This window comes from Micromonospora citrea (genome assembly GCF_900090315.1).
GTDB classification, from domain to species: Bacteria; Actinomycetota; Actinomycetes; order Mycobacteriales; family Micromonosporaceae; genus Micromonospora; species Micromonospora citrea.
Window position 1 is genome coordinate 3,325,289 of the sequence record NZ_FMHZ01000002.1, and the last position, 13,683, is coordinate 3,338,971.

At 73.4% G+C, this 13,683-nt stretch carries 11 protein-coding genes; 7 read left to right on the forward strand and 4 right to left on the reverse strand.

Going from position 1 to position 13,683, the window contains the following annotated elements:
• The first annotated feature begins 41 nt into the window (after positions 1-41).
• On the forward strand, positions 42-1,319 hold the full coding sequence (locus GA0070606_RS15245; RefSeq protein WP_425413050.1) for an LOG family protein: 1,278 nt from the start codon (positions 42-44) through the stop codon (positions 1,317-1,319).
• 68 nt (positions 1,320-1,387) lie between these two features.
• Here GA0070606_RS15245 and fbaA read toward each other — a convergent pair whose 3' ends face one another.
• Both fbaA and GA0070606_RS15255 read right to left on the reverse strand, forming a co-directional pair.
• Positions 1,388-2,413 carry a class II fructose-bisphosphate aldolase gene (gene fbaA, locus GA0070606_RS15250; protein ID WP_091099946.1) on the reverse strand — a complete coding sequence of 342 codons (1,026 nt, stop codon included), beginning with the start codon at positions 2,411-2,413 and terminating at the stop codon, positions 1,388-1,390.
• Positions 2,414-2,565: 152 nt separating this feature from the next.
• The gene (locus GA0070606_RS15255) at positions 2,566-2,949 is read right to left on the reverse strand and encodes a phage holin family protein (protein WP_091099949.1); all 384 of its coding nucleotides are present in this window, start codon (positions 2,947-2,949) and stop codon (positions 2,566-2,568) included.
• Between the two features lie 126 nt (positions 2,950-3,075).
• Here GA0070606_RS15255 and GA0070606_RS15260 point away from each other — a divergent pair, with 126 nt between their 5' ends.
• From GA0070606_RS15260 to GA0070606_RS15270, 3 genes are all read left to right on the forward strand, one after another.
• Positions 3,076-3,288 carry a hypothetical protein gene (locus GA0070606_RS15260; RefSeq protein WP_091099953.1) on the forward strand — a complete coding sequence of 71 codons (213 nt, stop codon included), beginning with the start codon at positions 3,076-3,078 and terminating at the stop codon, positions 3,286-3,288.
• Between the two features lie 536 nt (positions 3,289-3,824).
• Entirely contained in the window at positions 3,825-5,267 is a 1,443-nt protein-coding gene (locus tag GA0070606_RS15265) for an aldehyde dehydrogenase family protein (RefSeq protein ID WP_281191072.1), read from the forward strand.
• Positions 5,268-5,322: 55 nt separating this feature from the next.
• A complete protein-coding gene (locus GA0070606_RS15270; protein ID WP_091099961.1) occupies positions 5,323-5,889 on the forward strand; it encodes a TetR/AcrR family transcriptional regulator in 567 nt (188 codons plus the stop codon).
• Between the two features lie 182 nt (positions 5,890-6,071).
• Here the strand turns inward: GA0070606_RS15270 and GA0070606_RS15275 are convergent, their stop codons facing one another.
• Entirely contained in the window at positions 6,072-7,121 is a 1,050-nt protein-coding gene (locus GA0070606_RS15275; RefSeq protein WP_091099965.1) for an LCP family protein, read from the reverse strand.
• Positions 7,118-7,603 carry a SigE family RNA polymerase sigma factor gene (locus GA0070606_RS15280; protein ID WP_091099968.1) on the reverse strand — a complete coding sequence of 162 codons (486 nt, stop codon included), beginning with the start codon at positions 7,601-7,603 and terminating at the stop codon, positions 7,118-7,120. The genes GA0070606_RS15275 and GA0070606_RS15280 overlap by 4 nt, the downstream gene beginning before the upstream one ends.
• Positions 7,604-7,783: 180 nt before the next feature.
• On the opposite strand from GA0070606_RS15280, the gene GA0070606_RS15285 reads away from it, so the two are divergent.
• From GA0070606_RS15285 to GA0070606_RS15295, 3 genes are all read left to right on the forward strand, one after another.
• Positions 7,784-9,328 carry an LPXTG cell wall anchor domain-containing protein gene (locus GA0070606_RS15285; RefSeq protein WP_091099971.1) on the forward strand — a complete coding sequence of 515 codons (1,545 nt, stop codon included), beginning with the start codon at positions 7,784-7,786 and terminating at the stop codon, positions 9,326-9,328.
• 362 nt (positions 9,329-9,690) lie between these two features.
• Complete coding sequence (locus GA0070606_RS15290) at positions 9,691-11,133, forward strand: 3' terminal RNA ribose 2'-O-methyltransferase Hen1 (protein ID WP_091099974.1); 1,443 nt, start codon at positions 9,691-9,693, stop codon at positions 11,131-11,133.
• Positions 11,130-13,655, forward strand: coding sequence for a polynucleotide kinase-phosphatase (locus GA0070606_RS15295; RefSeq protein ID WP_091099976.1), 2,526 nt, complete (start codon positions 11,130-11,132; stop codon positions 13,653-13,655). Before GA0070606_RS15290 ends, GA0070606_RS15295 begins: the two co-directional genes overlap by 4 nt.
• Positions 13,656-13,683: the final 28 nt, after the last annotated feature.

The window sequence follows — 13,683 nt, forward strand, 5'->3', positions numbered from 1 at the left end:
GCAGGTTTGGCCGGTTGCCCGGGCGGGGCAGGATGGCGAGGGTGCCGACCCCACCTCCCGCGGACGTCATCGAGCCGCACACCTGCACCGACGAGATCGAGACGCGCGCCGAGTTCGACCGGCGGCTGGCCACGGGCAGCCTGGTCGGGCTGACCGTGCAGGGGCTGCGGCTCGACCTCGCCCCCGTCCCCGACCTGACCGGCACCGAGGTGGCCGGCACCCTCTTCGTCGGGTGCCGCTTCGCCTCCCGGGAGGTCGGCGCCGACCTGGTCCGGCGCGGCGCCAACGTGGTGCCGCCGTTCTCCGGGCTGCCCTACCCGACCCAGCCGTCGCACCTCTACACCCCGGAGGAACTGTCCGCCGGATTCGCCGAGGGCGGCTTCGCCGGAATGTACGACACCCGGGTGTACGAGCACTTCCGCGCGCACGGCGGGGCGCTGCCGGAGGTCAAGGAGGCGCTCGGCCAGCGGCTGCACGACCACGGCGTGGACAACGCGCTCGCCGACGCCACCCGCGCCTGGCTGGCCACCCACGGGCCGCAGTCGGTGGTCGGCGTCATGGGCGGGCACGCGGTGCCGCGCGGCAGCGTGCCGTACCGGATGGCGGCGGTGCTGGGCTGGGAGCTGGCCCGGGCCGACCGGCTGGTGGTGACCGGCGGCGGGCCCGGGGTGATGGAGGCCGCCAACCTCGGCGCCTTCCTGGCGCTGCGGCCGGCCGAGGACCTGGACGCGGCGATCGACCTGCTCGCCGAGGCGCCGGACTTCACCGACCACGACCGTTACACGGCGGCGGCGCTGCGGGTGCGGGAGCGCTACGGCCGGCCGGTGCCGCCGCCCCGGCCCCGCGCCGCCGACCCCGCGAGCGTGTCCCGAGTCGACCCGGCCAGCGTGTCCCGCGTCGACTCGGCCGCCCTGGCCGGCGGCGAGGCGGACTGGGCGCGCACCGGCGGGCTCGCCATCCCCACCTGGCTCTACGGGCACGAACCGGCGAACCTCTTCGCGGGCCGGATCGCCAAGTACTTCTCCAACGCCATCCGGGAGGACACCATCCTGCGGCTGGCCCGGGGCGGGATCGTCTTCGCGCCCGGCCGCGCCGGCACCGTGCAGGAGGTGTTCCAGGCGGCCACGAAGACGTACTACGGCACCGACGGGGCCAGCGGCGCGTACGTCTTCCTGGACCGTGCGTACTGGACGCACGAGCTGCCGGTGGAGGCGCTGCTGCGGCCGCTGCTGGGCGCCTCGCCGTTCGGCGACCTGTCGACGACCGTGCACCTCACCGACGACGTGCACGAGGCCGTCCGGGTGCTCACCGCGGCCTGACCGGCACCGGACACGCCGACGGCCGGCCCCACGCGGGGACCGGCCGTCGGGCGGTACGCGTCAGCGCGTCACTTGGCCAGCGTGGTGCCGGTCGAGCGCAGGTGCTCGCAGGCCTCCACGACGCGGGCGGCCATGCCGGCCTCGGCGGCCTTGCCCCAGACCCGCGGGTCGTACATCTTCTTGTTGCCGACCTCGCCGTCCACCTTGAGCACGCCGTCGTAGTTGCGGAACATGTGGTCCGCGACGGGACGGGAGAAGCAGTACTGGGTGTCGGTGTCGATGTTCATCTTCACCACGCCGTAGTCGAGCGCCTCGCGGATCTCCGACAGCAGCGAGCCGGAGCCGCCGTGGAAGACCAGGCTGAGCGGCTTGTCCTTGCCGTACTTGGCGCCGACCGCCTCCTGGATCTGGTTGAGGATCTCCGGGCGGAGCTTGACGTTGCCCGGCTTGTAGACGCCGTGCACGTTGCCGAAGGTCAGCGCCGCCATGTAGCGGCCCTTCTCGCCCAGGCCGAGCGCCTCCACCATGGCCAGGCCGTCCTCGACGGTGGTGTAGAGCTTGTCGTTGATGGCGTTCTCGACGCCGTCCTCCTCGCCACCGACGACGCCGACCTCGATCTCCAGGACGATCTTGGCCTCGGCCGCCCGGTCCAGCAGCTCGGCCGCGATCTGGAGGTTCTCCGCCACCGGCACGGCCGAGCCGTCCCACATGTGCGACTGGAACAGCGGCTCCTGGCCGGCGGCCACCCGCTCCTTGGAGATCTGCATGAGCGGCCGGACGAACTTGTCCAGCTTCTCCTGCGGGCAGTGGTCGGTGTGCAGGGCGATGTTGACCGGGTACTTCTTGGCGACCTCGTGCGCGTAGGCGGCGAACGCCACCGCGCCGGTCACCATGTCCTTGATCGAGGGTCCGGAGAGGTATTCCGCGCCACCGGTCGAGACCTGGATGATGCCGTCGCTCTCCGCGTCGGCGAAGCCCTTGAGCGCCGCGTTCAGGGTCTGCGAGGACGTCACGTTGATCGCGGGGTACGCGTACCGGCCGGCCTTGGCGCGGTCCAGCATCTCCGCGTAGGTCTCGGGGGAAGCGATGGGCATGTCGAACGCTCCTTACTTACCGCTGTCGGCCGTGGCCGGCCGCTGTTGTCCTTGGGTGCGCCGGACCGCGCTGTCCACCGTCGGCAGTATCCCGTAGAAGAGCGCCGCCGGCACAACCGACCCGGTACGCGCCCACGCGCCGGCGGCGGGCCTCACCGCTCCTCCCACCTGTCGGGCACCGTCACGCTGATCAGCCAGGTGACCACGGCCATCACGATGGCGCCCCAGAACGCGGCCCAGAAGCCCGACACGTCGAAGGGCAGGTCCAGCCCCCGGGCGATCCAGTCGGTCAGCAGGAACAGCAGGGCGTTGACGACGAGCGCGAACAGGCCGAGGGTGAGCAGGTAGAAGACGCAGCCGAACACCTTTATCAGCGGCTTGAGCACCGCGTTGACCACGCCGAAGATCACCGCCACGACGACGAGCGTGAGCGCGGTGTCGGCGCCGGACCGGCCGCCCACCTCCACCCCGGGCACGATCAGCGTGGTGATCCACAGCGCGACCGCGGTGATCGCCAACCGGATCAGGAAACCCACCCGACCATCCTGGCACCGGTGGTGGCGGCCGGTGGGGCGATTCGGTCGACTCGGCTTCCGAGCGGCGGACGGGCGCAGCCCGTACGGTGTGTGGGGAACCGTCCGCCGAGATCCCGGGAGGGACTGATGGGTCAGCCCGACGAGGACTTCGCCCCCAGCGACCACCTCAGCCCCGAGGAGCGCGACCTGGAGGCGGAGCCGGCCGACGCGGTGGAGCAGGCCGCCGCGGTCGATCCCGGCGAGGCCGACGTCGAGCCGCACCGTGGCCTGGAGGTCGACGACTGGGACGCCATGGAGCAGGCCCGGGTGGTCGCCGCCGACGAGGACGACTACCGCTGACGACGCGGCCCCGGCGGGACGTGACCGGACACCCCGGTGACGTCCCGCCCCTTGCCTGGTAGGCGTAACCGCTATGAAGGGATCGCGCGACTAGCTCGCAGACGGTCCTACGTTCTTTTTCCCACGCCGACGCGTGTTCTAGTCGACCCTGCTCGATGCCGGCCTCGGTGCCAGTTGAGGACCATTCGTTCGGCACGACGTTCGCGGTGGAGCTGACGTGGTCGGCGCCGCGGAAGCCGTCGGTCTGGAAGCTGCGGCGTGGCGCTCCCGCGTCCCGGAAACCGCACCAGTTCGGGCCGATCAGGCCCGACTCGAGAGAACCGGGCGGAGCGGGCTGAGATCCGCGTCCGGCAACGAGGCGTATCCAGCCCGTGTTGCGGGGCACGACGCCGGACCGGACTCCTTTTTTCACGACCGGCAACCTCCCGCCGCTTGACTAACCAGATAGTCAACTCTACGGTCGCTGTTGACTAATCAGTTAGTTAGGAGATTCTGTGACGTACTCGATCGACCACCTGTTCGTGGACGGGCGGTGGGTGTCGCCCGACACCTCCGAGCGGCTCCCGGTCGTCAATCCCGCGACGGAGGAGGTGTTCGCCTGGGCACCGTCGGCGTCGGTCCGGGACACGGCCGCGGCGGTGGAGGCCGCGCGCCGGGCGTTCGACGAGGGACCGTGGCGGCGCACGACGCCCCGGGAACGCAGCCGATACCTTCTCCGGCTCGCCGACGCGATGGAGCGGCGTCGCGACGACCTGGTGGACCTGGCCGTCAAGGAGGGGGGGTTCCCGGTGGCCGCGGCCGGCGTCGTGCACGTCCAGACGCCGATCGATCTGCTGCGCGACGTGGCCGACCGCCTGTTGCCGGCGTTCTCGTTCACGGTCCCGCTCGGCCCGCACACCGGGATGACGTTGACCGGCCAGCCGCAGACCACCCAGGGCGTGGTGGCCCACGAGGCGATCGGCGTGGCCGCGCTGATCACGCCGTTCAACGCCCCGATCGCCGGCGCGATTCACAAGATGGCGTGGGCGCTGGCCGCCGGATGCACGGTCGTGGTGAAGCCGTCGCCCTACACTCCGCTGGAGGTTCTGGCGCTCGGCGAGTTCGTCGAGGAGGCCGGCTTCCCGCCCGGCGTGGTCAACATCATCACCGGTGGCCTGGACGCGAGCGTAGAGCTGACTACCCACCCGGGCGTTGACATCGTGAGCTTCACCGGCTCGGACGCGGTCGGACGCCGGGTGATGGCTCAGGCCGCCGGCGGCCTGAAGAAGGTCGTGTTGGAGCTCGGCGGCAAATCGGCCAACATCATCTTTGCCGACGCGGACCTCGACCGGGCCGCGCTGGAGGTGGTGGGCAACATGGTCGCCAACTGCGGCCAGGGATGCCTGCTGCTCACCCGGACCCTCGTCGAGAAGTCCGTGCACGACGAACTGGTCGCCAAGGTGCTGGCCCTGATGCCCGCGGTGAAGGTGGGTGATCCGGCCGATCCCACGACGACGATGGGGCCGCTCATCCGCGACGAGGAACGGCTGCGGGTGGAAGGCATGATCCGGCAGGGCGTGGCCGAAGGCGCCCAAATCGGCTGGGGCGGAGACCGCCCGAGCGGACTGGATCGGGGCTTCTATCTGGAGCCGACACTGCTGGTCGACGTCGACAACGCGATGAGCGTCGCACGCCGGGAGGTGTTCGGCCCGGTCGGCTCGGTGATCCCGTTCCGGGATGACGCCGATGCGGTACGCATCGCCAACGACAGCGACTTCGGCCTCAACGCGGGCGTCTTCACCCAGGACTTCCTGCGGGCAAAGGCGGTGGCCGGCCAGATCCGCAGCGGCATGGTGAACATCAACTCCTCGTTCGGCGTGCACCCGGACGCGCCCTTCGGCGGGTACAAGCACAGTGGGCTCGGACGCGAGGGAGGCACGTACGGCATCCAGGAGTTCCTCGAACAGAAGGCGATCTCCTGGCCGGTCGGAAAGCTGTAACCGGTGGGCGGGGCGGCCGGCATAACTGGTTAGTCACATGGCTACGCTGGGAGCCATGTCTCGTGCCGACGCGACCAGGGCGCGCATCCTGCAGGCCGCCACCGCCGAGTTCGCGGCCGGCGGCATCGCCGGTGCGCGCGTCGACCGCATCGCCGCCGCCGCCGAGGTCAACAAGAACCTCATCTACGTGTACTTCCACAGCAAGGGCGGGCTGTTCGACGCCGTGTTCGAGGCGCACGTCACCCGCGGCCTGCACCAGGTGCCGTTCACCCCCGACGACTTGCCGGGATACGCGGGACGGCTGTTCGACTACTACCGCGAACATCCGGAGGTCGTGCGGCTGGCGACCTGGCACCGCCTCGAACGCGGCGACAGCGGCGACCACGACCCGGCCGTCGCCGGCGACGCACGCGAAGCCAAACTGGACGCGCTCGCCGGCACCGACGGGCCATTTCGCCCCGCCACCCTGCTCACCCTGGTCTTGGCCATCGCCGGCGCGTGGACACCGACCAGCATCTCGGCGATCCCGCACACCCCGGCCGCCGCTCAGGACGCCCACGAGTGCCGCGACGCGGTCGTCGAGGCCGTCCGCCGACTGATCCAGCAATTTCCCGGCCCGTGACGCCGGCCGCCACCCGAACCGAAGGGTGAGCACGAACCGAGACCTCAGTACGCCGGAGGGCGCCCCACATCGGGAGCCGTCGTGGGCAGGCGTCCAACCGCACCTGCGCATCCAGGTCATGGGGCGGCGAAGCCCGCTCGACCTGCGCCGCCCCGCCCGAAGGGACCAGGCCAGCCTCACAGTCAGCCCAACCGCTCGACCCGGCCCGGGTTCTGGGCCGCCCACTGCGCCAACCGGTCCTCGCGCAGCGCGGCGAAGAGCGCCGGGGCCCGCTCCGGGTCCGGCCGCAGCCGCCAGTCGGAGCGGTCGAGCGGCGTGACGGGGAGGCTGAGCCCCACCGGCTCGACGGACTTCAACTGCGGCAGCACTCCCACCAGCCCGACCAGGGACGCCCCGTCGACCGTCGTCAGGCGGGCGGCGCCGAGCAGCGCGTGGAGCCGGGCCGGATTCGTCAGCGCCCCCTGCTCGACGGCCCGCCGGACCAGTCCCGCGGCGAAGAGTCGGGCGTGCCTGTCCCGGTCGAAACCGCCCCCGGGCAGTTCCAGCCGCTGGCGCAGCAGGTCCATCGAGGCGGTGCCGTCGAGCCGCTGGCAGCCGGCCGGGAAGACCCGCCGGGTGTGGAAGGAGCGGACCTCGCGCGGCAGGCACACCTCGACCCCGTCGACCTCGTCGGTGAGCCGCTTCAGCGCCGGATAGGTGAGCACCGCGCCGGCGTCGACGCGTACGCCGGTCAGATCGCCGACCACCCGGCGGGTCAGGTCGTAGCCGCGGCTCGGGTCGGACGTGCCACCGGCGCCGAGCGGGAAGGCGACATTGAGCTTGTCGGTGCCGTGACCGGGGATGGGCACCTCCACGTCGCGGGGCAGCGAGACCAGGTAGACCTGGCTGCGGTCCGCCGGGACGTGCACCAGCAGCACCGAGTCTGCTCTTCGGCCGTCCTCGGCCTTCGAGCCGTCCAGGCCGAGCAGCAGGACGTTCAGCGCCCCCGTGGGCGCCGGCGCGGCCGTCCCGGGGAGCAGCGCCGCGTCGGGGGCGACGCGGTCGGGGGCGAGCCGGGGCACCCCGACCCCCAGCACCGCGAGCAGGGCCAGCGCGACGCCCGCCGCCCGGAGGCGCTGACGGCGTCGGCGACGGACGGCGGCGAGCCGGTCGATCGCGGCGCGCACCGGACCGGCGGCGGGAGTCAGCGGCTCGTGCCGGGCGAAGGCGGCACGCAGGTCGTCCTCGATCATGAGCAGGCCTCCACGTGTTCCGCCCGGAGCGTGGCCAGGGCGCGCGAGATGGACGAGCGGACGGTCCCGACGGCGCAGCCGAGGATGTCGGCGATCTCCGCGTCGGGCAGGTCCTCGTAGTAGCGCAGCACCAGCGTCGCCCGCTGCCGCCGCGGCAGCCGGGACAGCCAGGACCAGACCTGGTCCCGGTCCACGGCGTGCTGGGTGTGGTCGGCCGGCACGGGCACCGCGTCGTCGGGCTCGGCGCGCAGCAGCACCCGGCGCATCCAGGAGCCCCGCCGCCAGTCGACGTACTGGTTGGTCAGCATCCGGCGTACGTAGCGCTCCGGCGAGTCGGCACGGGCCACCCGACGCCAGTTGAGCTGTACCCGGACCATGGTGTCCTGCACCAGGTCCTGCGCCTGGTGCGGATCGCCGGTCAGCATGACCGCGTACCGCAACAGCGCGGCCAGCCGTGAGTCGGCGAACTCCTCGTACGTCACTGCACCTCCCGGGCTCCTGTTCCAGATGACGGACCCGGGCGGCCGGAACGTTGCGGCGATCCTGCTCAACCGTTCGGTCGGTGTTGGCCCTGGGAGCGGGTCGGGGATGGTGGTGGGTCCTGACCACTCCTTAAGATCCGCTGGCCACTCCTGGCACCCCCACGGGAGGGAACCCCCCACATGTTCAAGCACTCCACCCGGCGCTCGCTGGCCGGGCTGGGCGTCGCAGGCGCGCTCCTCGCCGCCTCCGCCACCCCCGCCGTCGCCGAAGAGCCCGGCGACGAGCTTCTCCTCTACGCCAACAACGCGCTGGTCGCGCCGGGCGGCGAGGCCAAGTCCGTCACCCTGTACGCGTTCGCGGAGGCCCTGCCCGAGAGGCTGACCCTCACCATCGACCGCGACGGCGTCGACGGCTTCGCCGCGGTCGTCCTCGGCGACCGGTTGTCGGGCTGCAAGGAGGCCGGCGCGGTCATCACCTGCACCCTCGACGGCACCGAGATCACCGACTACCTGGTCAACCTGACCGTCACCGCCAGGGACGCAGCCGCACCCGGCGACAAGGGCGAGCTCGTCCTGAGCGTGGCGGCGAAGGGCATGCCCACCGCCACCGCGCGTTCCACCGTCGAGGTCGGCGAGGGCGTCGACCTGAAGACGGAGCGCTCCCTCGAGCTCACCGGCGACCCCGGCGCCACGGTCAAGGCGCCGCTCTCGGTGGCCAACGTCGGCGACCGTCCCGCGCGCGGCACGGTGCTGCTCCTCGCCTCGACCCCTGGTCTCGCTCCGGCGCGGCGGCACTCGAACTGCTCCTACCTCTCGGGGTTCGGCAGCAACCTCGCCCAGTGCCACTTCGACGAGGAGCTTCCGCCGGGAGCCGCCCTCCAGCTCGACGACTCGTCCGCCCTGACGATCGCCTCCGACGCCTGGGCGCCGGGCCGGCAGTACGGCCAGGCGATCTGGTTCGCCAAGGGCGACTGGGCCGAGTTCATCGGCGACTTCTCCGACGCGGAGTGGGAGAAGGGCAGCGGAAGCGCGTTGCGGCTGGTGCCGGCACCGGCGTCGCGGGCCCGCGCGGTGAAGCAGACCGACAAGGACACGACGAACAACGTCACCTGGATCGACGCCACCGTCACCGGTGACCAGCGGGCCGACGTCGCCGCAACCGGCGCCGAGGTCACCGGCGCGGCCGGCGCAACGGTCGTCGCCAAGGTCGGCTTCGTCAACAACGGGCCCGCGGCGATCAACTCGTACGGCCCGGGCGAGCTCCTGACCGGCGCCCTGGTCACCGTTCCGGCCGGCGCCACCGTGGTGAAGGCACCCGACGTGTGCTCCCCGGGCACCGCCGAGGAGCCGACCGGCTCGTACGGCGAGCCGGGCGGCCGGGTCTACTTCTGCGAGTGGTTCGAGCTGCGCCGCAAGGGCGAGGCGGCCGTCTTCGAGTTCGGCCTGCGGATCGACGAGGTGGGCGGCGCGCCGGGCTCGGTGCGGCTGCTGCACTTCGGCCCGGACGAGCCGGGGAAGGTCGCCGACCTGGACCCGAAGAACGACATCGCCGCGCTGACCATCAAGGGCGCGACCGGCGGCGAGGGCGGCGGCGGTGAGGATCCCGAGCTGCCGATCACCGGTGAGTCCACCGGCCTGATCGCCGGCATCGGCGGCCTGCTGCTCGTCGCCGGCATCGGCGGCTACGTGGTGGCGAAGCGCCGCCGGACCCGCTTCGTCGCCTGATCCACCCGCACCACCGGTGCCCCGCCGCCCACCGGGCCGGCGGGGCACCGCCGTCTCCACCCACTCCCGACCGCACGCGCACCCAGGCGCCACCCCGACAGCACGCGCCCCACCCCCAGGATCCCCACCCCGACAGCACGGCCCCACCTCCAAGATCCCGCCCCGGCAGCACGCGCCCCCCGCTCCCCGAGCCACCCGCCGCCTCCCGACGACGCCGGCCACGAAGGGTTTCCGGGGGAGCCCCGCCCGCGCAGGGATCAAGCCTGACCGCCCGGAGCGGGCGGGGCTCCCCCGGAAACCCCACCCACAACCAAGCGAAAACCGGACGACGCAAGATCGAAGGCACTGACACCATTGGGCGCGTGCTGCTCACCCTGACCACCACGCACCGCCCGGCGACCGACCTCGGGCACCTGCTGGTCAAGCACCCCGACCGCGCCCACTCCTTCGACGTCCCGGTCGGCACCGCGTACGTGTTCTACCCGGAGGCCGGCGAGCAGCGCTGCACCGCCGCCCTGCTGCTGGAGGTCGACCCGTTGCGGCTGGCCGGCGCGCGGGGCAAGGGTCGCGGCCGGCAGCAGGCCGCGACCCCGGAGGGCTTCACCCTCGGGCGGTACGTCAACGACCGGCCGTACGCCGCGTCCAGCCTGCTCTCGTCGGCGCTGTCCAGGGTGTACCGGTCGGCCCTGCGCGGCGAGTCCCGCGAGCGCCCGGAGCTGGCCGGTACGCCGATCCCACTGGAGGTGCGGGTGCCGGTGCTGCGCTGCCGGGGCGGCGCGGACGTGGCGGTCCGGATGTTCGCGCCGCTCGGCTGGGCGGTGACCGCCGCCCCGATCCCGCTCGACGAGCGGCACCCGGAGTGGGGCGACAGCCGGTACGTCGACCTGACGCTGACCGGGACGCTGCGGGTCGCCGACGCGCTCAACCACCTCTACGTCCTGCTGCCGGTGCTCGACGACGCCAAGCACTACTGGGTGGCGCCGGACGAGGTCGACAAGCTGCTCCGGGCCGGCGAGGGCTGGCTGGCCGACCACCCGGAACGCGGCACGATCACCCGCCGCTACCTGGCGCACCGGCGGGCGCTGGCGGGATTGGCCCTGGCCCGCCTCGCCGAGCAGCGGCTGGCCGACGAGCCGGCCGGCGCCGACGCGGACACGGTGGACGGGGACGCCGGCGAGGGCATCGTGCGCCAGCCGTCGCTGGCCGCGCGCCGCCGGGAGGCGGTCCTCGCCGCGCTGACGGAGGCGGGCGCGAGCCGGGTGCTGGACCTGGGCTGCGGCGGGGGCGCCCTGCTCGCGGCGCTGGTCGGTGACCGCCGGTTCACCGAGGTCGTCGGCACCGACGTGTCCCCGCACGCGCTGACGACGGCCGCCCGGCGGCTGCGGCTGGAGCGGCTGCCCGAGCGGCAGCGGGACCGGATCCGGCTCTGGCAGTCCGCCCTGACCTACCGGGACGACCGGCTGCGCGGCTACGACGCGGCGGTGCTGATGGAGGTGATCGAGCACGTCGACCCGCCCCGCCTGCCGGCGCTGGAGGACGCCGTCCTCGGCCACGCCCGCCCCGCGACGGTCGTGGTGACCACGCCCAACGTCGAGTACAACGTCCGCTACGAGGGCCTGCCCGCCGGGCGGTTCCGGCACGCCGACCACCGCTTCGAGTGGACCCGCGCCGAGTTCGCCGCCTGGGTCGACCGGGTGTGCGCCACGTACGGCTACACCGCCGCGATCAGCGGGGTCGGCGGCGACGACCCCGAGGTCGGCGCCCCCACCCAGCTCGCCGTGCTGACCCGCAAGGAGGCCCCGTGACCACCCTCGACATTCCCGAGCTGGCCCTGGTCGCGCTGGTCGGCGTCTCCGGCTCCGGCAAGTCCACCTTCGCGCGCCGGCACTTCGCGCCCAGCCAGGTGCTCTCCTCCGACGCGTTCCGGGCGATGGTGGCCGACGACGAGAACGACCAGTCCGCCTCCGCCGACGCCTTCGAGGCGCTGCACCACGTCGCCGCCACCCGGCTGCGGCGGGGCCGGCTCACCGTGGTGGACGCGACCAACCTCCAGCCGCACGCCCGGGCCGCCCTGGTGCGGGTGGCCCGCGAGCACGACGTGCTGCCGGTGGCCGTCGTGCTGGACGTGCCCGAGGCGCTGGCGTGGGAGCGCACCGAGGGCCGCGCCGACCGCACCTTCGGCCGGCAGGTGCTCGCCCGGATGCAGCGCGACCTGCGCCGGTCGTACAAGCAGCTGGCCCGGGAGGGCTTCCGCAAGGTGCACGTGCTGCGCGGCGTGGAGGAGATCGACGCCGCCGAGATCCGCTACGAGAAGCTGTTCAACGACCGGCGGGAGCTGACCGGGCCGTTCGACGTCGTCGGCGACGTGCACGGCTGCCGCGCCGAGCTGGAGGCGCTGCTGACCCGGCTCGGCTGGGAGCTGCGCCGCGACGAGCGGGGCCGGCCGGTGGACGCGACGCACCCGTCGGGGCGTACCGCCGTCTTCGTCGGTGACCTGGTGGACCGCGGCCCGGACTCCCCCGGCGTGCTGCGCCTGGTGATGGGCATGGTCGCCGCCGGGCACGCGATCTGCGTGCCCGGCAACCACGAGCAGAAGCTGCTGCGCCGGCTGCGCGGCCGGGAGGTGCGGCTCACCCACGGGCTGGCCGAGACGATGGAGCAGCTGGCGGCCGAGCCGGACAGCTTCGTGGCCGAGGTGGCGGGCTTCATCGACGGCCTGGTCAGCCACTTCGTGCTCGACGGCGGCCGGCTGGTGGTCGCGCACGCCGGGCTGAAGGAGGCCTACCAGGGCCGCGCGTCGGGCCGGGTGCGCTCCTTCGCGCTGTACGGCGAGACCACCGGCGAGACCGACGAGTACGGGCTGCCGGTGCGCTACCCGTGGGCGCGGGAATACCGAGGCTCGGCGATGGTGGTCTACGGGCACACGCCGGCCGCCGTGCCGGAGTGGGTGAACAACACCATCTGCATCGACACCGGCTGCGTCTTCGGCGGCCGGCTCACCGCGCTGCGCTACCCGGAGCGGGAGCTGGTCTCGGTGCCGGCGGAGCGGGAGTGGTACGCCCCGGCCCGGCCGCTGACCGCCGCACCGGCCCGGCCCGACCAGGTGCTGGAGCTGACCGACGTGACCGGCCGGCGGCACATCGAGCACGCCTACGGGTCGCTGACGGTGCCGGCGGAGAACGCCGCGGCGGCGCTGGAGGTGATGAGCCGCTTCGCGGTCGACCCGCGCTGGCTGGCCTGGCTGCCGCCGACGATGGCGCCCTGCTCGACGGCGACCACGGGCGGCTTCCTGGAGCACCCGGCGCAGGCGTTCGCCGACTACCGCGCGGCGGGCGTGGACCGGGTGGTCTGCGAGGAGAAGCACATGGGCTCGCGGGCGGTGGTGCTGGTCTGCCGGGAGGCCGACGGCGGGCCGTTCGGGCCGGGCGGCGGGGTGGTGCACACCCGCACGGGCCGGCCGTTCTTCGGCGAGCCGCTCGACACCGAGCTGCTCGACCGGGTCCGGTCGGCGGTCGGCGCCGCCGGGCTCTGGGACGAGCTGGGCACCGACTGGCTGCTGCTCGACTGCGAGCTGCTGCCCTGGTCGGCGAAGGCGGGCGGCCTGATCCGCGAGCAGTACGCCGGGGTCGGTGCCGCCGGCCGGGCCGCGCTGCCGGCGGCGTTGGCCGTGCTCGATGCGGCCGTCGGTCGGGGCCTGCCGGTGGAGGGGCTGCGCGACCGGACGGCCCGCCGCCGCGACGAGGTCGTCGCCTACTCCGACGCCTACCGGGCGTACGTGGGGCCGACGGACGGGCTGCGCGGGGTGACCCTGGCCCCGTTCGCGGTGCTGGCCGGCGCGAAGGCCAGCTACGCCGACCGGGACCACGGCTGGCACCTCGCGCTGGCCGACCGGCTCTGCGCGGCCGACCCGGAGTTCTTCACGCCCACCCGTCGGCAGGTGGTGGACCTGGCCGACCCGGCAACCGAGACGGCGGCCACGCGGTGGTGGCTGGACCTGACCGCGGCCGGCGGCGAGGGCATGGTGGTCAAGCCGTACGCCGGGCCGGGCGCCCGATCGGAGCGGGGCTCGCTGCTCCAGCCGGGGATCAAGTGCCGGGGCCGGGAGTACCTGCGGATCGTCTACGGTCCCGGGTACGACGAGCCGGAGCAGCTCACCGCGTTGCGCCGCCGGTCGCTGGGGCGCAAGCGGGGGCTGGCGCTGCGCGAGCACGGGCTGGGGCTGGCGGCGCTGGACGCGCTGGTCGCCGGCGCGCCGCTGTGGCGCCGGCACGAGCTGGTCTTCGCGATCATGGCGTGCGAGTCCGAGCCGGTCGACCCCCGGCTCTAGCGGGTGTGACGTCGAGCACCGGCGCCCC